Raw genomic sequence first — 20112 nt, 5'->3', positions numbered from 1 at the left:
GCGTAAAATGGATAATCCCGGTTGTAACCCGCTTCATCTTTCATCTCACGATTCTATATTCATCACAAAACCAATCCATTTTTTGAATGAACTCCAGATATTCTTCGTCCGCTATTAAGTTTGGCTGTTAACTTATAAATAACAATAAAGTAACAACCAGGGCGGCAGGAAGCCGAACTTCATCATTGCTATGGCTCGGAGAAAACATCATGACAGAAACAACCTCGGCTCTTGAGGGTGATCGCGGCGTCGAACAGGGGGTGCTGGATAACAAAAAACGCATTTTCGCTATCGTTGGGGCTTCGTCAGGCAATCTGGTGGAGTGGTTTGATTTTTACGTTTACTCCTTCTGCTCAATCTACTTTGCCGCCTCATTTTTTCCGGCGGGCAACAGCACCACGCAGCTGCTGCAAACCGCCGGGGTATTCGCCGCCGGCTTCTTTATGCGACCTATCGGCGGCTGGCTGTTCGGCTATATTGCCGACAAACATGGTCGAAAAAACTCAATGCTGCTTTCGGTCTGCATGATGTGCGCCGGATCGCTGGTGATCGCCTGTCTGCCGACGTATGAGGCGATCGGCAGCTGGGCACCGGCGCTGCTGCTGCTTGCGCGCCTGTTCCAGGGGCTGTCTGTGGGCGGCGAGTATGGCACCAGCGCCACCTACATGAGCGAGGTGGCGATCAAGGGCCGCCGTGGCTTTTATGCCTCGTTCCAGTATGTCACGCTGATCGGCGGGCAACTGCTGGCGCTGCTGGTATTGGTGATCCTGCAGCAAATATTGTCCGGCGAAGAGCTGAAGGCCTGGGGATGGCGTATTCCGTTTGCCCTGGGGGCGGTGTTGGCGGTAGTGGCGCTGTACCTGCGCCGTTCGCTGAATGAAACCTCCGATGCGAAGACGCGTAACCATAAGGATGCCGGTTCGCTGACGGGGCTGTGGAAAAACCGCAAAGCGTTTCTGATGGTGCTGGGCTTTACCGCCGCCGGTTCGCTGACCTTCTACACCTTCACCACCTACATGCAGAAATATCTGGTGAACACCGCCGGTATGGACGCCAAGCTGGCCAGCGCCATCATGACCGTCGCGCTGTTCGTCTTTATGCTGCTGCAGCCGGTGGTCGGCGCGTTCTCGGATAAAATCGGCCGACGCAGCTCGATGCTGATCTTTTCGGCATTGGCCACGGTGTTGACGGTGCCAATCCTGCTTGCCCTGAAAGAGGTGACCAACCCCTTTATGGCGTTCGGCCTGATCGTGCTGGCGTTGTTCGTCGTCAGCTTCTACACCGCGATCAGCGGGCTGCTTAAAGCCGAGATGTTCCCGCCGGAGGTGCGTGCGTTAGGGGTAGGCTTGTCTTATGCGGTAGCGAATGCCCTGTTCGGCGGTTCGGCGGAATATGTCGCGCTGTCGCTGAAATCGTTCGGCGTGGAGAACGCTTTCTTCTGGTACGTTTCCGGCATGTGCCTGCTGGCGTTGCTGGTCTCGCTCCGGCTGCATCGCAAAGGCAAGGAGATACAGCTGTAATAAAAACCCCGGCCTTGGCCGGGGTCAGAGTACATCTTACAGGATACGGCTAATCAGCCGATCGATGCGGATGCGCCGCAGACGGCGAATCAGCTTGCGCACCTTGATCGGGTACTGCTGAATGCTTTGTAGCTCCTGATAATGGCCGACCACGGTGGTGTGGGTGCGGATGCATTCCAGCTCTTTTTGCCGCTGCTCGCGCATTTCCTGCTTGGGATCGTGGATCAGAATGGCGTTTTCCAGATCCAGCCGCCAGGCGCGCGGGTTGAGGTTATTGCCGGTGACCAGCTGCCACTCTTCGTCTACCCACATGCCTTTCAGGTGATAGCTGTTATCGCCATCTTTCCACAGGCGCACGATCAGCTGGCCGGTGTCGACGTAACGCTGCAAGCGGCTCAGGAAGCGGCGCAGGTTGATCTCGTACAGGTAGGGCAGCGCGCCGATGATTTTGAACGGCTGGTCTTCCGGAATATAGAAGTCGTTGGCGGTTTTGTCGCCGACGATGATCTCCACCTGTTTGCCCTGGCGCAGCAGATAAATGATGTTGCGCACCAGCAGCGCCGGCAGGTTGAAATAGGGGGTACACAGCGTCAGTTTCTGGTCGGCGCACGACATCAGGTGATGAATGGTTTTATTCAGCACGCTTTGCTTGCCAAGCCCAACCAGCGGCGTCACCGCCAGCTCATCGTTACCGGCTTTACCGCGGAAGTGGTAACCGGCGCGGCGCAGGGCGAAACGGAACAAACGGGTCTCGTTTTTGATCTCCGGGCTTTTCGGCCGATCGCTGCGATCGAGGCGCTGTACGGCGCCGGCGGTGAGCAGATGCTGCTTGATGTAATCGATCAGGGTATCGGCCAACGCCTCGTTGGTAATCAGCTGGTAGCGATCGTAACGGTATTTCTCATGCTGATGCAGATAGACGTCATTGATGCTGGCGCCGCTGTAGATCACGGTATCATCGACCACGAAGCCCTTCAGGTGCAGTACGCCCAGCGCTTCGCGGGTATTGACCGGCACGCCGTAGATAGGCACCGATTGCTCTGGATGTTGGCTGGCCATGGCGCAGTACCAGTCGGCGTTGGTATTGGCGGCGGCGGCGCCGATGCGCCCGCGCTGTGCGCGGTGCCAGTCGACCAGCACGTAGATTTCCAGCTCGGGCCGCTGCTGCTTGGCTTGATACAGCGCGTTGAGGATCTCGCGCCCGGCGTCGTCATGCTCCAGATACAGGGCCACCAGATAGATACGTTGGGTGGCGTTGGCGATGGCGTCCAGCAGCGTGGTGCGAAAGTCGGACGGCGCGTACAGCGTACGAACATCAGCAACCGTCTGGGGGAGTTTGGGCAGTTGTGCAAGGTGTTGTTGATGTTTGCTACGTTTAAATTTTGACAACATCACAGTGCGTTTCTTCTCTCATGATTGATGGCCGGAACGCCACAGGCTTAAAAACAATAAACCGAATAATCGGGCGATAATACCATTAGTTGCCTCGATTGTGCGTATGTTTTGGCGTTAAGTGGTGGATTCGTAGCGCATTGCGACGCAGGTCACTGCGCGTCGGCGGCCTGCAGCGGCAGCGTCAGATTGACGATGCCGTCCTCAAGCTGCACCTCGATGCCAAAGCCCAGCCGCTGCGCCAGTGCGATCATGCCGCGGTTATTCGGCATGGTGATGCCGCTCAGACGAGTCAGGCCATGAGCGCGCGCATAGGCGATCATTTTCTCCAGCAGCTGACGGCCCAGGCCCACGCCTTTCAGATCGGAACGCACCAGCACGGCGAATTCGGCGTCGGTGTTGTCCGGATCGGACAGCGCGCGGGTCACGCCGATGATCTCGTCTGCGCGCACCGCCACAAAGGCCATTTCACGATCGTAGTCGATCTGCGTCATGTTGGCCAAATCGTCATGGGTAAACTCGTTGATCTCGCTGAAGTAGCGATAATAGAGATCTTCCTTGGTCACTCTATCGATGAAATGCTTCAGCGCCGGCTCGTCTTCCGGCAGGATTGGGCGGAACAGGCATTGGCTGCCGTCTTTCAGCGCGATGGTCTCTTCCAGCTCATGCGGATAAGGGCGGATCGCCAGTCGCGCCTGCGGATCGCCGCTGAACGGCGCGAGCTGCATCGAAACGTCCAGCAGGGTGAACTCGCTGCCGGAGGCCAGCACCGGGTGAATATCCAGCCGGGCGATCTCCGGGCAGTCGAGGATCAGGTTGGATACCTGAACCAGCAGGCGGCTCAGCCCAGGGATATCCAAAGGCCGCAGCGCGCTGCGCCCGCGGATCTTGCCGCCTTTCACCGCCTGCAGCACCAGATAACGCGCCAGCGCCATGTTCAGCGGCGGCAGCGCGACCGCCACCTGATTTTCCTGGCGCCACTCTACGCCGCCTTCGCCCAGCATGATCAGCGGGCCGAAAATCGCATCCTGCTCTACCGCGATGCGCAGCTCCTGGGCGCCTGCGCGGTTGGCCATGCTCTGCACCAACAGGCCATGGATGCGTGCCTGGGGGTAGGTGCGCTTCACGCGATCGATGATCGCCTCCGCCGCGCGCTGCACTTCGGTCGCGGTGCGCAGGTAGAGCATGACGCCCTGAACTTCCGATTTGTGCGGGATATCCGGCGAACGCAGCTTCAGCGCCACCGGGTAGCCGATCTGTTCGGCAATGTGTACCGCTTCGGCGCTGTCCTCGGCAATCCAGGTCGGCAGGGTGCTCAGATCGTAGGCCTGCAGGATGGATTGCACCTCGTGGGTATCCAACTGGGTGGCGCCTTCGGCCAGCGCCTGATGGATAAGGCGGTGGGCGTCGGCGGTGTTGGCGGTGAGGCCGACCGGCAGCGCCGGCGTCTCTTTCAACTGCTTCTGGTTGCGGCGATATTCCACCATATGCATAAAGGCGGTCACCGCGCCTTCCGGCGTGCGGTAGGTGGGAATGGCGGCCTCGGTAAATAACCGGCGCGCCTCTTGCGAAGAGTATTCGCCGCACCAGTTGGTCAGCAGCGTGATGCGTTTGCCGCGCGGATGGCGGTGCAGCGCCTCGATCAGCCGTTCCGCCGTGGCGGTGCCCGGCGCCGCCGCGCTCGGCGCGTGGATTAACAGCAGCGCGTCATAGTCGTGGCTATCGAGCAGCGCTTCGATTGCCGCCAGGAAGCGCTGCGGCGTGGCATCGTCGCGCAGGTCGAGCGGGTTGCTGGCGCGGATGAAATCCGGCAGCGCGTCGCTCAATGTCGCCAGGCTCTCATCGCTCAGCGTGGCCAGCTTGCCGTTGCGTCCGATCAGTTCGTCCAGCGCCATCGCCGCCGGCGCCGCCCCGTTGCTGACGATCATCAGCCGCTCGCCGCGCAGCGGATGCATATGGCTGAGGGTTTCCACCGCCGAGAACAGCTCATGGGTATCCTGCACGCGCAGCAGGCCGGCGCGCTGGATGGCGGCGTCATAGGCGGCATCCAGCCCCAGCTGGCTGTTGAGCAGCAGCTGCGCCTGTTGGCTGCGGCCGCTTTTGATCACCAGAATGGGCTTGTTGCGCGAGGCGCTGCGCGAGGCGGAGAGAAAGCGCCGCGCGTCGCTGATGTTTTCCAGATACAGCAAAATGGCGCTGGTCTTGCTGTCGCGCGCCAAAAAGTCGAGCAGGTCGTCGACGTCGATGTCCAGGCTGTCGCCCAGCGCGATAAAGTAAGAGAAACCGACTTCGCGCTGCTGTGCCCAGTCGAGAATGGTGTTGGCCACGGCGGCGGACTGCGAAATAAACGCCAGCTTGCCCTTTTGGATCGGCACCGGCGAGAAGCTGGCGTTGATACCCTGCCACGGCGCCAGCAGCCCCAGGCTGTTGGGGCCCAATAGCCGCATGGCGTAGCGCTGCGCGCAGGCCTTCAGCTCGGCAAACTGTTCCGGCGGCGAAGAGAGTACGATGGCGGTTTTACAGCCGCGTTGGCCCAGCGCTTCAATCAGCGCCAGATTGCGTTTGGCGTGGGTGCAGATGATCGCCAGATCCGGCGTCAGCGGCAGGCTGGCGACGTCGGGGTAGGCCATGACGCCGCATACCGCCTTGTAGCGCGGCGTGACCGGCAAGATGGGCCCGCCGAATCCGCCGGCCAGCAGGTTGCTCATCATCAGGTTGCCGGCGCGGCCGGGCTGCTGCGAAGCGCCCAGCACGGCGATCGATTTGGGACGTAGTAGCGCTTCTAACCCTCGCTGGCTCATGCACGGCTCCTTTTGGCGACGTTACGCCTGATTTTAGGCGCTTTCTGGCTACATTGCTGTGACCGGTGCCTCCGGCCGGGTCGGTTTTCCCGCCAGATACTGTTGACGGAAATAGCGGAAATGCTGATTCAATCCGTCGGCGGCCGGCAGATCGCCCGCCTGTTGCAGCAGGGCGGCGGCCACTTCCGCCGTGCAGTGTTGCTCGGCGCGGCTGGCTTCGCGCAGCTGGTAGTCCGATGCCGCGTCGACGTTGAGGGAAAACACCGGGAATTGATTGAGGTACGGGCTTTTACGGAACATTTTGCGCGCTTCCGCCCAGGTGCCGTCCAGCATAATGAACAGCGGCGGTTTGCCGCCGGCGGGCAGCTGGCTGAACACCGGCCGTTCGGCGTCGGCGTAGGAAGCGGGGAACACCACATAAGGCTGCCGCGCCGGATCGTTGATGGCCGCCAGCAGGGCCGGATCGATCTCGGTGCGCGACCAGAGGAACGCCTGGGTGTCCGGCAGGATATCGGCGATCAGGCGGCCGGTGTTGCTGGGCTTGAGCGGCTCGGCGCCGAACATGATCAGGCAGAAACGGCTGCCGGCCTGCTGCGGACGAATGGTGTCGCACAGGCAGTTTTTATGCGGCAGCAGGCAACCCTGACAACGCGCCACCCGGCAACCGCGCGCCAGAAAAGGGCGGGTGGCGCGGTCTAAACGGAATTGGCGCAGGCGAAGTACGGCGTTGTCGGTCATAACGATCCTGGGGAAAAACCGCTATTGTAACGCAGAAAAAAGCCCGCCGGGAGGGGCGGGCTCGATCGGGGCGCGTTCGCGCGCGATGGCGGGATACGGCCTATACTTGCCGAATCACACTAACTCGTTGAGCCAGTTGTCAAACGGCGCTTTTGGCATCGCGCCGTTGAGCATGTCGACCATCTTGCCCTGACGGAACACCATGATGGTTGGGATGCTGCGGATGCGGAAACGGGCGCTCAGCTCCGGCTCGGCTTCGGTGTTCACTTTCACGAAGCGCACTTTGCCGGCGCGCTCTTCGGCCACGTCTTCAAAGATCGGCGCAAAGCTGCGGCACGGGCCGCACCACGGCGCCCAGAAATCGACCACGACCGGCAGATCGTCCTGCAGCAGCTGGTCCAGCGTGGCGGCGGTGGCGTTGATCACTTCACCGTCGAAGAGCTCATGGCCGCAGCGGCCGCATTTCGCGTTGTCCGCCAGACGTTCTTCCGGCACGCGGTTGGTGGCATTGCAAGCTGCACAAACTGTATTCATGTTGACCTCGGGTACAGAGAAAGCATGGTCCCCGCAACGCGGTTGCGGAGATGTTTCTTTAATGCTGACAATTATCGGCAAAACCCGGCGCATGAACAATGAGGTTTGTTCAATGGATGTGATAGTTGGGAGCTTTTAGCGCAAGTTGGTGGCTTCGTGCACCAACATCAGGTAATCTTCGCGCCCTGCGCGTTGGTGGAGAAGACAATGAACGATTCATTTAGTGGCAAGAACGGTAAGGTCAAAGTGATGTACGTCCGCAGTGACGACGACAACGGCGACGACCGCAACAAGAATAAACGTCCGGCCGGCAAAGGCCGTCCGGCTGACGGTGCGCGCTCCGGCCGCACCGGTCAAGACAAGGCGCGCGGCGGCAACGATCGCCGCGGTGCCGACTCCCGCCGCAGTGAAAGCGATCGTCCTCGCCGTCCGGCGCGCACTGAAGATCGCGGTGGCAACGAGTCGCCGTGGAGAACCGTCTCGCGCGCGCCGAATGAAGAGCCGGCGTTCGATCACGGCGGTATCAGCGGCAAAAGCTTTATCGATCCGGAGCAGCTGCGCCGCCAGCGCGCGGAAGAAACCCGCGTTTACGGTGAAAACGCCTGTCAGGCGCTGTTCGCCAGCCGTCCGGAAGCGATCGTGCGCGCCTGGTTCGTGCAGTCGGTCACCCCGCGTTTCCGCGAAGCGCTGCGCTGGATGGCGGCTAACCGCAAGGCTTACCACGTGGTGGATGAGGAAGAGCTGGCCAAGGCTTCCGGCACCGAGCACCACGGCGGCGTCTGCTTCCTGATCAAAAAGCGTCAGGGCCTGGATGCGCAGACCTACCTGAAAAGCGCACCGGCGACCGACTGCGTGCTGGCGCTGGAAGAAGTGGGTAATCCGCATAACCTGGGCGCTATCGTCCGTTCTTGCGCTCACTTCGGCGTCAACGGCGTGCTGCTGCAGGATCCGGCGCTGCTGGAATCCGGTGCGGCGGTGCGTACCGCAGAGGGCGGCGCTGAGCATATCAAGGCGATCAACGCCGACGATTTCCTGTCGGTGCTGGACACCTTCCGCAAGGCGGGTTACACCATCGTTACCACCTCCAGCCACAAAGGCACCGCGCTGGCGCAGGCCAAGCTGCCGGCCAAGATGGTGCTGGTGCTGGGCCAGGAACGTGACGGTCTGAGCGACAGCGCCTGGCAGCAGGGCGACATGAACGTGTCTATCGGCGGCACCGGCAAGGTGGAAAGCCTGAACGTTTCCGTGGCGACCGGCATTCTGCTGGCGGACTGGTGGCGTCAGAATCAGGCGTAATCTGTTCTACGTCGGATAAAAAAACGGGCGCCGCAGGGCGCCCGTTTCGTTTATTGAAGCTTAGTGAGCGCCGCCGCCCCCACCGCCGCCGGAGCTGAACGGCGGTTTCGCCACCCACACCAGCACCAGCAGCACCAGGAATACCCCGGCCGACAGCCAGAAGATCTCGTTGGCGGAGATGATCAGGCCCTGCGCGGTGATCTCGTTGGCGATATACGCCGACGCCTGTTGTTTGCTCATGCCGAGCTGCTCCAACTGCCGGTACATCTCCTGCGACTGCGGGTTGTACGGGTTGACGAACTCCGTCAGCTGCGAATGGTGTTGCGATTCGCGCTGCGTCCACAGGGTGGTGGTGATCGAGGTACCGATCGACCCCGCCAGCGTTCGCGTGAAGTTCGACAGGCTCGACGCCGCCGCCATGCGTTCCGGCGGCAGGCCGGACAGCGTGATGGTGGTCAACGGCATGAAGAAGCAGGCGATGGCGAAGCCCTGGACAAACTGCGGCCAGGCGGAAGCGCCGAAGTCCATGCCCGGTTCAAACGTATAGGCACGCCAGTAGAAGCACACGGCATACATGATGAAGCTGAAGGTGACCAGCCGGCGCATGTCGAGCCGGTTGCCGAACTTGCCGATGATCGGCGACAGCAGCACCGGGATCAGCCCAACCGGCGCCGACGCCAGCCCCGCCCAGGTGGCGGTATAGCCGTACACCTCTTGCAGCAGCTGCGGCAACAGCACGATGGCGCCGAAGTACAGCATGTAGGCGAGGCTGATACACAGGCAGCCGATGGTGAAGTTGCGCGACTTGAACAGCGACAGATCCACCACCGGATGGTCGTCCGTCAGCTCCCACACCACCAGGAACAGCAGCGCCACCACCGCGACGACGGTGAGCATGATGATCTCGGTCGAGTTGAACCAGTCCAGCTCCTTGCCCTGATCGAGCATGATCTGCAGCGAACCGATGCCGACGATCAGCAATACCAGGCCGACGGTGTCGATCGGTTTGATCTCGGTTTTGGTTTCTCGCCCCTTCAACGTCGCCATCGCCGCCACGATCACGAAGACGCCGATCGGGATGTTGATGAAGAAGATCCAGCCCCAATGGTAGTTGTCGCTGATGTAGCCGCCGAGGATCGGCCCAAAGATCGGCGCGACGATAACGGTCATCGACCAGAGCGCCAGGGCCATCGCTCGCTTGGCGGGCGGATAGTTGTTCAGCAACAGGCTCTGCGACAGCGGGATCAGCGGCCCGGCCACCACGCCCTGGATCACGCGGAAGAAGATCAGCATGCCGAGGCTGTTGGAGATGCCGCACAGCCAGGAGGCGAGGGCGAACAGCGCGGTGGACCAAAGGAACAGCCGCACTTCGCCGAAGCGCTTCGCCAGCCAGCCGGTGATCGGAATCGAGATGGCGTTCGCCACGCCGAACGAGGTGATCACCCAGGTGCCCTGCGAGTTGGAAGACCCGAGGTTACCGGAAATGGTGGGGATCGCCACGTTGGCGATGGTGGAGTCCAGCACCTGCATGAAGGTCGCCATGGCGAGCGCGACCGTCATCCAGGCAAGCTGGGCGCCTTCAAGCGGTTTCTGTGGCAAGATGGCCTCCCGCGCGCTTAGCCGGCGTTCGCATGGATCACGTCGGCGATCAGCTGGTTAACCGGTGCCAGATTCAACGCCAGCGCGTCGCTCTGGTACAGCGGTTTGTCGCGCACCACGTCGGCCAGCACGCGGCCGTCCAGGTTGGCGGTGTCGACGGTCACCAGCGTAGAAAGACCGATGCGCAGCGGATGATCGGCCACCTGCTTGGCGTCGAGCTCAATACGCACCGGCAGACGTTGCACCACTTTGATCCAGTTGCCGGTGGCGTTTTGCGCCGGCAGCAGGGAGAAGGCGCTACCGGTGCCCATGTCGATACCGGCCACTTTGCCTTGATACACCACGTCGTCGCCGTAGACGTCGCTGACCACCGTCGCCGGTTGGCCGATACGCATGTTGGCGATCTGGGTTTCCTTGAAGTTGGCGTCGACCCAAATGTGATCGGCCGGCACCACCGCCATCAGCGGCGAACCGGCGGCGATCTGCGCGCCGACCTGCACGCTGCGGCGCGAGACATAGCCGGTGATCGGGCTGATCACTTTGGTACGCTGCAGCGCCAGCCAGGCATCGCGCATCTGCGCGGCGGCCTGTTGGATCGCCGGCTGCTGTTCCAGCGGGGTGTTCAGTACCATCGCCTGATTGGCGTTGTATTGCTGCACCGCCACTTCCAGCGCGGCCTTGGCGCTGTCGACCGCATCGCGAGCGTGTTGCAGCTCTTCGCGGCCGATGGCGTCAACGCTGCCCAGCACCACGCGGCGCTTCAGATCGTTCTCGGCCTTGCTCAGATCGGTCTTGCGCAGGGCGATGTTGGCCTGATATTGCTTGCTGTTGATGATCAACTGGTGGGTCTGACGCACGCTGTTGGCCAGGCCGGTCTTGGCGCGTTCAAACGCCTGCTCGGCATCGGTCGGATCGAGCGTCAGCAGCACGTCGCCCTGCTTGACGTAGTCGGTGTTGTCGAAATTGACGCTGTTCACGCTGCCGGACACCTGGGCCATGATCTGCACCTGGTTGCCGGAGACGTAGGCGTCGTCGGTTTCCTGGTGATGACGCAGCACCAGGAACCAATACACTAAGTAAGCCACCCCTATAACAATGAAAATAACCGTCAGCAACAGCAGCCAAAATTTACGCTGCTTCTTTTTGCCGTTCGGCTGCTGCGGGTTTTGGATTTCCGCGCTTGCGCTCATGGTGTTCTCCAAGCCTTATATTATTATGCTTTCGAATCCGCTGCGGCCGGGGCCTGATAGCCACCGCCCAGCGCGCGGATCAGTCCTATCTTCGCCTGCAGTAAATTGCTGCTGGCATTCAACTCCGCCTGTTGCTGCTGCAATAGCTGCGTCTGGCTGGTCAACAGATCGTCGCGCCCGATAATCCCTGCCTGGTAACGGGCGTTGGCGACCTGATACACCTGTTGCATCGACTGGGCCGCGGACGCCGCCTGCAGCTGCTGTTGCGCAGAGCTCTGCTGGATGGTGATGGCGTCGGCGGTTTCCTGTACCGCATTCAGGATGGTTTGGTTGTAGGATTCCACCGCTTCGTCATACAGCGCGGATTCCTCGCCCAGCTTGCTGCGCAGCGCCCCGGCGTGGAAGATCGGCAGTGAAATCGCCGGCATCACGTTCCAGGCCTGGCTGGCCGCTTCAAACAGATTCGGGCTGGTGCCACTGGTATTGGTGGTCATCAGGCCGGCGAAGGCTGAAATGGTCAGGCTGGGGTAAAACTCTTTACGCGCGGCGCTGACGCGCTGGCTGTAAGACTCCACCAGCTGACGTTGCGCGGCGATGTCCGGGCGTTTGCCCAGCAGATCCGCCGTCAGCTCGCCCTGCGGCGCCATCAGATTGTCTGCGGGCAACGGCACCTGACGCAGGTGCTGCATGGCGTTCGGCCCCTGGCCGGCCAGCGCAGCGAGCTGGTGTCTGAGCTGCTCGATCTGCGATTGCAGCTGCAGGATCTGCTGCTTGGCGACGTCGGACTGCGCCTGGGTTTGTTGCGGCACGTCGACGCCGGTCAGGCCGGCCTGATAGCGCTGTTGGCGCAGCGCGGTCAGGCGCTCATTGTTGTTCACTTCCTGCTGCAGCAGCTTTTCGAGTGCCAAATTGCTCTGCAGCAGATAGTAGGCGGACGCCACCGAACTGGTCAGCGTCAGCGCCGCCTGTTCCTGCTCGGCGCGCGCGGCGTTGACCTGCGCCTTGGCGGCGTTCACCTGATTGCGGTATTTGCCCCACCAGTCGAACTCGTACGCCAGGTTCAGCCCCAGCGAATTGGAGCTTTCGTAGATCGGCTTATGCGGATACCCCAGCCCCATATTGACGTTTTGCGGCACGCGCTGGCGTTGGGTGCTGGCGTTCAGATCCAGGTTCGGCCCGTTGGCGGCGCTGGCTTCACCCACCACGCTCTGCGCTTCGCGCACGCGGGCGGCGGCCTGCCGCAGGGTCGGCGAGCTTTGCAGCGTCTGCGTCATCAAGGCGTCCAGCTGCGGATCCTTGAGGGCGCGCCACCACTGCGGGCTGACGGCCAGCGAACTGACTTTCGGCTGAGCCAACTGCAGGCTCTGCGGATCCATCAGCGTGGATTGCGGGGCAATATTATCGGTCGAAGCACACCCGACCAGCAGCAACACGGCGAACAGCGGGGTGAATCTCCAGTTAAATGGGGATCGCATAAGTAGGTACCTGAACAGAAATTGTGAATTAGGATAACTGTTCTGTGATTTCCATTTGATCCAGACGTGCCAGCAATTTGCGCGTCAGCTGTTCCAGCTGTTTTTGCTCATCGTCGGTCAGCGTGGACCACAGGAAATGCAGACATTGGTGCTGCGGCGGCAGCAGTTGACTGAGAAATTCTTCCCCCTGCGGCGTCAGATGCAGATGCAGGCAGCGGCGATCGTTGTCGCTTTCCCGGCGCTCGATCCAGCCGCGTTTCTCAAGCTCGTCGGCGATGCGGGTCGCATTGGTGCGCGAGGAGCCTAAGGCAGAGCTTAGCTCAGAAGGTTGGATGCTGTGGCTTTCCTGCGCATCCAGGGTGATCAGCGCCATAAACAGTGTTTCGTTAATCCCCTGCGCCTTCAGCATCTTATTGCGGTTTTCCAGCAGCTTGCCTTGCATGTGCATACACAGGCGGGTCAGCAGGATTTCCTGATAAGGGAAATCTTTCTGCCGGGTGGCGCGGAAATTCAGCATTTGTTCTATGGGGGCAAACGAGCTTTCCATAATTTAGGGCCTCATTAATTTCGTTCGAGATAGTAACGACGGTGACAAATAATGTAAATGTTCAGCCGTGCGGATAATTTAGCAATTCGTGTCATTTGTCAGTGTTTGTAAAGATGTGGCGCATGAAAACGCCAAAGTGAAGCCAAACGATCGGGAGCGGCGTCAGCCCAGACCGAAAAGCATTAACAGCTTTAATGTGACGCCAAAGGTCGTCGCGCCGAGCAGCGTCGACAGAATGATGCTTTTGCTGCGGTAGAAGCACAACGCCAGCGCGGCGAACCCCACCAACGTCGGCAGCAGCTTGGCCGGCTCGCGCATGACGACCGGCGTGCTGGAGACCACCAGCAGGGCGCAGATCGAGGCGATGCCGATGCTGTCGAGCAACAGGGCGGCTTTACCGCGCTTGAGGCCGGGCTGGGCGCGCGCCGGCGCCAGCCGCAGCGGCAGATAACGGAACAGGTAATTGGCGCAGCCCACCACCAGGCCGATCACCAGCACATCAGTGTTCATGGTTGGCCTCCGCAGGGGCGGGCTGGAACAGGGCGGCGACGCAGCCGGCGCCGATGCCGGCCAAAATGGCGACCGGGATGGAGAACAGCACCACGCCGAGCAGCGCGCCGGCCAATGCGGCAGCAATGGTCAGGCTCTGCGGGCGCCGGAAGGCGGCCAGCAGGAAACTGAGAAACAGCGCCGGTAGCATGAAGGCCAGCGAGGCTTCGATCACCGGGAACTGCTCCAGCGGGCCGTTGCCGAACAGCGCGCCGAGCGCGGTGCCGGCCACCCAGGAAAGCCAGGAACAGAGCGCGATGCCCAGCATCCAGTTTTCGCTCCAGCTGCGGTTATTGCGCATCAGCCTGGCGGTAGCGGCGGCGAAGACCTCATCGGTCAGGCCAAAGGCCCACATCGCCGTTTTACCGGGCGACATGCGCGAGACGATGCGGTGGCGCAGCGCCGGGCCGTACAGCAGGTGGCGCACATCCATCGCCATCACCGTCAACGCGGAGACCCACAGCGACATCCCGGCGCTCAGCAGGGCGGTGATCACGAACTGGCTGGCGCCGGCGTAGATGATGCAGGAGAAAAAAATGCTTTCCAGCGGGGAAAAGCCCAGTTTGACGGCGCTGAGGCCGAAGGCGAACGCCACCGGGACATACCCGATGACGATCGGCAAACTGTCGACGACGCCGTTGGCGAAGGTGGCGCTGACGGCGGGCGGATTGAGGCTGTCTGCAGCTTGGCTTTGCATGGTTGTGGGTCGCAGGGTAGATAGGACTTCAATAGTTTATGTCCAGAACATTACCAGAGAGTAAGTAATGTTTATACCCTGCACCGCTAATAAATTTCTTAAGTGACTATTTGCACGATAATCAGATTGTCGCCGGCCCCTGCGGATCGTGGTGCTTGCCGAGCCACCAGGTCAGCAGGTTGAGCAGGCATAACACCCCGCCGGCGGCGGCCACGCCGTACCAGCCGGCATGCTGATAGGCCGAGGCGGAGAGCAGTGAGCCGAGGGCGCCGCCGATAAAGTAGCTGGTCATGTAGCCGGCGGTCAGGCGGTTGCGCGCGTCCGGCATGATGCGGTACATCACGCTCTGGTTGGTGACGTGTACCGCCTGCACCGCCAGATCGAGGATCAGGATGCCGGCGATCAGCGCCCACAGCGATTGTTTGGCGAACGCGATAGGTATCCAGGACAGCAGCAGCAGCACCAGGCCGACGGTGGTGGTCAATCCGGCTTTGCCCTTGTCTGCCAGATGCCCGGCACGTGAAGCGGCCAGCGCCCCGGCGGCGCCCACCAGGCCGAACAGCCCGATCACCCCTTCGGAATAGTTGAACGGCGGCGCGGCGAGCAGAAAGGCCATGGAGGTCCAGAGCACGCTGAAGTTGGCGAACGACAGGGCGCCGAGGATGGCGCGGGTGCGCAGCAGCGGCGTGCGGCAGAACAGGCTGAAGATCGAGGCCAGCAGCTGCGGATAGTTCAGCCCGGAGTGTTGCTTATAGCGCGGCAGCGCGCGCCACAGGATCAGCGCCATCAGGATCATCAGCACGCTGGCGACCCAGTAGATGGTGCGCCAGCCGCCGAACGACGCCAGCGCGCCCGCGACGGTGCGCGCCAGCAGGATGCCGAGCAGCAGGCCGCTCATGATGATGCCGACGGTCTTGCCGCGCTTTTCCGGGTGGGCCAGCGTGGCGGCCAGCGGCACCAGGATCTGCGCTACCACCGAGAACAGCCCGGTAAGCGCGGTGCCGAGGATCATCATCGGCAGCGTGGCGGAGGTGGCGGTGATCAGCATGCCCCCGGCGGCCAGCAGCGTCATGAACACGATCAGCCCGCGGCGCTCGAACATATCGCCGAGCGGCACCAGCAGCAGCAGCCCGGTGGCGTAACCGAGCTGCGCGGCGGTAACGATAAAGCCGGCCTGATTGACCGACAGGTTGAAACCGGTGGCGATGGTTTCCAGCAGCGGCTGCGCGTAATAGTTGCTGGCGACCGCCAGACCGGTAGCGATGGCGATCAGCACGGTCAGCGCCGGGCTGAGGCCCGGGTGGGCGTTTTGTTGGCTCATGGTTTTTTCATCACGGGAAGAAGATGGCGCGCAGTATCCGGCAACGCACGCCGGGAAACCAATGTATAATTTTCATTTTATTTATCTCATTTCAAGATAGATGCCATGAACCTGAAACAGATCCGCTATGCGCTGGCGGTGGCGGAAGAGCTGAACTTTACCCGGGCGGCGCAGCGCTGCCATACGGTGCAGTCGGCGCTGAGCCACCAGATCGCCAAACTGGAAGAAGAGCTGGGCTGTACGCTGTTTGAACGCACTTCGCGTCGGGTGCGGTTGACCCCCGCCGGCCAGGCTTTCGTGGCCCCTGCGCAGCGCCTGCTGGCGGCGCAGCAGGCGCTGGTGGAGGAGGTGACGGCGGCCGACGGCGCGGTGTCCGGCACCCTGACCATCGGCACCATTTCAACGATAAACGTGATGGCTCTGACCGAAAGGCTCGACAAGTTTCACCGCCACTATCCGGCGGTGAATATCCGCCTGTACGTCGGCATGAGCGAAGCGCTGCTGGAGGACGTACGCCAGCAAAAATGCGATATGGCGTTCGTCGGCATCTGGCCGGGCGATGCCGATCTGCTGCCGATGTCGCACCGGCAGTTGGCCGATGAGCCGCTGGTGGCGCTGGTGGCACCGCAGCATCCGCTGGCCGGCCGCGAGCGGGTGAACCTGCAGGCGCTGGCGGAAGTGCCGCTGGTGGATTTCTACAGCGGCACCGGCGCGCGGCGCCAAACCGATCGCGCCTTTCAGGCGGCGGGCATTCGTCGGCACGTCAGTTTTGAAATCGATCATATCGAATGGCTGGAGAATTTGGTGCGGCGCGGGCTGGCGGCGGGCATCGTACCGATCTCGACCGCGCAACGCTTGAGTGCGCTGGTGTCGATTCCGATTGAAGACGGGCCGCGGCGCCAGGTGTATTGCATTTGGCCGCAGCCCATGTCGACTATCGCCGAGCGCTTTTTGCATTTCAGCGGCATCGATATGGCGGGGTAGGGGCGCGGCACTGGCGGCGCCCCTGAACGGTTACGGCTTCGCCGCTTCGGCGGCGGTTTTCACCCAGCCGTCGAAGGTGGCCTGGTGCGCCTTGATCCAGCCGTTGACGTGGTTCTGGATGTCGGCTTCCGAAGCCTGGCCTTCATGCATGCGCAGGTTTTGCGCGTTGATGTCGGCGATCGGCAGCTTCATGATGGCGAACAGCTTGGCGGCCGCCGGATTGGCTTCGGCCCACTGCTTGTTGGCGGCGATGCGCATGGTGTTCACCGGGAAGCCGTAGTTGGCGCCGTTAGGCAGCGTGGTGTCGACGTTCTTCTGCTCGCCCGGCAGGGAGGAGAACGGCACCTGCAGCCAGACCACGTCGCGCCCCGGCACCATCACATCGCTGACCCAGTACGGCGTCCAGGTGTAATACAGCACCGGTTTGCCCTCTTTGTAGCGGGTGATGGTGTCGGCGATCATCGCCGCGTAGTTGCCCTGATTGTGTTCGACGGTATTGCTCAGGCCGTAGGCCTTGATGTGGTGGTTAATCACCGCTTCGCAGCCCCAGCCCGGAGTGCAGCCGGTCAGATCGGCCTTGCCGTCGCCGTTGGTGTCGAACAGCTTGGCGATCTTGGGATCTTTCAGCTGCTCGACGTTGGTGATGTGGTACTGCTCGGCGGTTTTCTTGTCGATCAGGTAGCCCTGCGCGGCGCCGTTGACGTAGACGCCTTCGCGGTAGAACTTGGCGTCGCCGCCGGCGGCCTTGTACTGATCGGCGTGCAGCGGATCCCAGTTGACCGCGATAAAGGTCGCGTCGCCGGAGGCGATCGAGGTGTAGGCGACGTTGTAATCCACTTCACGCGGTTCCTTCACGTCGTAACCCAATTTTTCCAGCGCCTTGCTGACCAGCAGCGTCTGGAACGTCTCTTCGGAAATGGTGCTTTGCACCGGCTGTACCGCGATCCCCTTGCCGGGTAAATCTGCCGCGCTCACGCTCTGTGAGCCAATCAGCGTCGTCAGGGCGAGAGCCCAGATGCCCATAGTGCGCATAGTGTTTCCCCTTTTTTCGATGTGGTGGTGTCATAGCCCGCCGGGGCCGCAGCCGCCGGCGGGAAAAGCGTCAGGCTTGTTTGGTGAACGGGCGAGTCAGCAGCCCGATGGGGCCGCGGCGATACCAGCGGCCGATGCCTTTGCTGCGGCGATCGCGCCCCAGCGATTGGGTGAGGCGATCGAGAATGATCGCCAGGATCACGATGCCGACGCCGCCGACGGCGGCCAGGCCCATGTCCAGCCGGCCGATGCCGCGCAGCACCATCTGGCCCAAGCCGCCGACGGCGATCATCGAGGCAATGACGACCATCGACAGCGCCAACATCAGCGTCTGGTTAACGCCGGCCATGATGGTCGGCATCGCCAGCGGCAGCTGCACCTTGAACAGCAGCTGACGCGGGCTGGCGCCGAAGGATTCGGCGGCCTCGATCAGATCCTCCGGCACCTGCTTGATGCCCAGAATGGTCAGGCGCACGATCGGCGGCAGCGCGAAGATGATGGTCACCACCACGCCCGGCACGTTGCCGATGCCGAACAGCATGACGATCGGCACCAGATAGACGAAGGCCGGGGTGGTCTGCATGGCGTCGAGCAGCGGTCTAATCACCTTGGCGGCATGCTTGCTGCGTGCCAGCCAGATGCCGAGCGGCAGGCCGATAAGAATGCAGAAGAACAGCGCGGTCAGCACCAGCGCCAGCGTGACCATCGCCTGCGACCAGGCACCGATGGCGCCGATGGCGACCAGGGAGAGCAGCGTGGCGGCGCCCATGCCGAGACCCGCGATCTGCCAGGCGAGCAGCGAGAACACCAAAATGGCGATCGGCGCCGGCATGCCCAGCAGCAATTGCTGGAAGCCGCTCAGGATCATGTCCACCGGCACGCGGATACCCTGGAACAGCGGGCGGAAGTGCAGCACCAGCCAGTCGATGCCTTGCGTAACCCAGGCATCGAACGGCACCCAGGCTTTGTGGAACGGATCGAGCAGGCTGAAGTGCTCCGGATGCGCCGGGGCGCCGCTGAGCCAATCGGCGCCTGACGCGGCGGCGTCATGGGCGGCCGGCGGCGGCGCGCTGGACCAGGCGTCGCCGGCGTTGGCGGTGGCATCGTTTGCGGGTGCGGCGCCGGCATCGACCGGTGCGGTAGCCCAGGGATCTTGGGTTTGCGTGGTATCACTCATTGGCGGAGCCCTCCTTGTCCAACGCCTGCAGCAGCATGGCCTTGGAGATGATGCCGAGATAGTTATGTTCTTCGCACACCACCGGCACCGCGCACGGCGCCTGGGCGACCAGGGAGATCAGATCGCTGAGCGGCGTGTCGGCCGGCACGGCGGCGGGGGCCTCGAGCAGGGCATCGTCCAGCGTTTGATTGGCGGACAGCGCCTTTTTCAGCGACTCTATCGACACTACGCCGATAAATTTCTTCCCGCGTTCAACAACATAACCATAGTCCCGGTCCTCATCGCGCAGCAGCTGCAGCGCCGAACGGGGGCCAAAACCGGGGGTTTTGCGGATCAGCGTCACCGGGCGCCGTTGGGCGATATCCTTGGCGCTGAACACATGACTGATGTCCACGCCGCGGAAGAAGGTGCGTACATAGTCGTTGGCCGGATTATTGAGGATCTCGTCCGGCGTACCGACCTGGATCACCTCACCGCCCTGCATGATGGCGATGCGATCGCCGATGCGCATCGCTTCGTCCAGATCGTGGGAAATAAACACGATGGTGCGTTGATGCTGGGCCTGTAATTTCACCAGCTCATCCTGCATTTCGGTACGAATTAACGGATCGAGCGCCGAGAAGGCCTCGTCCATCAATAATATATCCGGGTTATTGGCCAGGGCGCGGGCTAATCCCACGCGCTGGCGCATACCGCCGGATAATTCATCCGGATAAGACAGCGCATAATTCTCCAGCCCGATCTGACGCAGGGCGTCCAGCGCTTTTTCCTGGCGCTCCTGCAGCGGTATGCCGGCTAATTCCATACCGAAGGCGGTATTATTCAGGACATTCATGTGCGGCATCAGCGCGAATGACTGAAATACCATGCTGATCTTATTTCGCCGCACGGTACGCAGCGCGGTGTCGGATATTTTGGCGATGTCCTCACCGTCGATCAGCACCTGACCGCGGGTGGGTTCTATCAGACGATTGAGAAGGCGTACCAGGGTGGACTTGCCGGAACCGGAGAGCCCCATGATGACAAATATCTCGCCTTCTTCAATGGCCAGAGTGGCGTCTTTTACGCCGAGCGATAAGCCGGTTTTTTCAAACAGCCGATCTTTTGTCAGACCTTTATCCAGCAGTTTGAATGCGCGTTCCGGGTGTTCGCCAAATATCTTATACAGGTTCTTTACTTCGAGTTTAATTGCCATGCAATTTGCTGTTTCCTCTGGTTTAATTAAAACGATATGAGCTGTCCTTAGCAAAATAAAAGAGC

General features: G+C 61.6%; 17 protein-coding genes. 3 read left to right on the top strand and 14 right to left on the bottom strand.

Annotation, left to right across the window (positions count from 1 at the left end):
- The first annotated feature begins 209 nt into the window (after window positions 1-209).
- Window positions 210-1520 (top strand): MFS family transporter, encoded by a 1311-nt coding sequence (locus C3F38_RS22140; RefSeq protein WP_055317116.1) that lies wholly within the window; start codon window positions 210-212, stop codon window positions 1518-1520.
- Window positions 1521-1556: 36 nt separating this feature from the next.
- Here the strand turns inward: C3F38_RS22140 and pssA are convergent, their stop codons facing one another.
- The 4 genes from pssA to trxC form a co-directional block, all read right to left on the bottom strand.
- Window positions 1557-2912, bottom strand: a complete 1356-nt coding sequence (gene pssA, locus C3F38_RS22135) for a CDP-diacylglycerol--serine O-phosphatidyltransferase (protein WP_047730001.1) — start codon at window positions 2910-2912, stop codon at window positions 1557-1559.
- A 152-nt stretch (window positions 2913-3064) separates the two neighbouring features.
- Window positions 3065-5713, bottom strand: coding sequence for a bifunctional acetate--CoA ligase family protein/GNAT family N-acetyltransferase (locus C3F38_RS22130; protein ID WP_055317115.1), 2649 nt, complete (start codon window positions 5711-5713; stop codon window positions 3065-3067).
- A 48-nt stretch (window positions 5714-5761) separates the two neighbouring features.
- The gene (locus C3F38_RS22125) at window positions 5762-6451 is read right to left on the bottom strand and encodes a tRNA-uridine aminocarboxypropyltransferase (RefSeq protein WP_047730003.1); all 690 of its coding nucleotides are present in this window, start codon (window positions 6449-6451) and stop codon (window positions 5762-5764) included.
- Between the two features lie 114 nt (window positions 6452-6565).
- Window positions 6566-6985: a thioredoxin TrxC gene (trxC, locus tag C3F38_RS22120; RefSeq protein WP_004928868.1), complete on the bottom strand. Its 420-nt coding sequence runs from the start codon at window positions 6983-6985 to the stop codon at window positions 6566-6568.
- A 207-nt stretch (window positions 6986-7192) separates the two neighbouring features.
- Between trxC and C3F38_RS22115 the strand changes: the two genes are divergently transcribed.
- On the top strand, window positions 7193-8281 hold the full coding sequence (locus C3F38_RS22115; protein ID WP_038872863.1) for a tRNA/rRNA methyltransferase: 1089 nt from the start codon (window positions 7193-7195) through the stop codon (window positions 8279-8281).
- Between the two features lie 60 nt (window positions 8282-8341).
- Here C3F38_RS22115 and emrB read toward each other — a convergent pair whose 3' ends face one another.
- From emrB to C3F38_RS22080, 7 genes are all read right to left on the bottom strand, one after another.
- On the bottom strand, window positions 8342-9880 hold the full coding sequence (emrB, locus tag C3F38_RS22110) for a multidrug efflux MFS transporter permease subunit EmrB (protein WP_055317114.1): 1539 nt from the start codon (window positions 9878-9880) through the stop codon (window positions 8342-8344).
- 17 nt (window positions 9881-9897) lie between these two features.
- Complete coding sequence (gene emrA / locus C3F38_RS22105) at window positions 9898-11070, bottom strand: multidrug efflux MFS transporter periplasmic adaptor subunit EmrA (RefSeq protein ID WP_033635707.1); 1173 nt, start codon at window positions 11068-11070, stop codon at window positions 9898-9900.
- 23 nt (window positions 11071-11093) lie between these two features.
- Entirely contained in the window at window positions 11094-12545 is a 1452-nt protein-coding gene (locus tag C3F38_RS22100) for an efflux transporter outer membrane subunit (protein ID WP_038872855.1), read from the bottom strand.
- Between the two features lie 28 nt (window positions 12546-12573).
- On the bottom strand, window positions 12574-13092 hold the full coding sequence (gene mprA, locus C3F38_RS22095) for a transcriptional repressor MprA (RefSeq protein ID WP_025160249.1): 519 nt from the start codon (window positions 13090-13092) through the stop codon (window positions 12574-12576).
- Window positions 13093-13254: 162 nt separating this feature from the next.
- A complete protein-coding gene (ygaH, locus tag C3F38_RS22090; protein ID WP_038872852.1) occupies window positions 13255-13602 on the bottom strand; it encodes an L-valine transporter subunit YgaH in 348 nt (115 codons plus the stop codon).
- Window positions 13592-14338, bottom strand: coding sequence for an AzlC family ABC transporter permease (locus C3F38_RS22085; protein WP_038872849.1), 747 nt, complete (start codon window positions 14336-14338; stop codon window positions 13592-13594). The genes ygaH and C3F38_RS22085 overlap by 11 nt, the downstream gene beginning before the upstream one ends.
- A 121-nt stretch (window positions 14339-14459) precedes the next feature.
- Entirely contained in the window at window positions 14460-15659 is a 1200-nt protein-coding gene (locus tag C3F38_RS22080) for an MFS transporter (protein ID WP_033632267.1), read from the bottom strand.
- A 105-nt stretch (window positions 15660-15764) separates the two neighbouring features.
- Between C3F38_RS22080 and C3F38_RS22075 the strand changes: the two genes are divergently transcribed.
- The gene (locus C3F38_RS22075; protein WP_038872847.1) at window positions 15765-16643 is read left to right on the top strand and encodes a LysR family transcriptional regulator; all 879 of its coding nucleotides are present in this window, start codon (window positions 15765-15767) and stop codon (window positions 16641-16643) included.
- 30 nt (window positions 16644-16673) lie between these two features.
- Here C3F38_RS22075 and proX read toward each other — a convergent pair whose 3' ends face one another.
- The 3 genes from proX to proV form a co-directional block, all read right to left on the bottom strand.
- Window positions 16674-17675, bottom strand: coding sequence for a glycine betaine/L-proline ABC transporter substrate-binding protein ProX (gene proX, locus C3F38_RS22070; RefSeq protein WP_038872844.1), 1002 nt, complete (start codon window positions 17673-17675; stop codon window positions 16674-16676).
- Between the two features lie 70 nt (window positions 17676-17745).
- Window positions 17746-18852, bottom strand: coding sequence for a glycine betaine/L-proline ABC transporter permease ProW (proW, locus tag C3F38_RS22065; protein WP_055317113.1), 1107 nt, complete (start codon window positions 18850-18852; stop codon window positions 17746-17748).
- Window positions 18845-20047: a glycine betaine/L-proline ABC transporter ATP-binding protein ProV gene (gene proV, locus C3F38_RS22060; RefSeq protein ID WP_055317112.1), complete on the bottom strand. Its 1203-nt coding sequence runs from the start codon at window positions 20045-20047 to the stop codon at window positions 18845-18847. Before proV ends, proW begins: the two co-directional genes overlap by 8 nt.
- Window positions 20048-20112: the final 65 nt, after the last annotated feature.

The sequence above is a fragment of the Serratia sp. SSNIH1 genome, assembly GCF_002935055.1.
In the GTDB taxonomy this organism is placed as follows: Bacteria; Pseudomonadota; Gammaproteobacteria; order Enterobacterales; family Enterobacteriaceae; genus Serratia; species Serratia nevei.
Note: the sequence above shows the minus strand (reverse complement) of the source record. Positions and strands in the feature narration are given on the sequence as shown.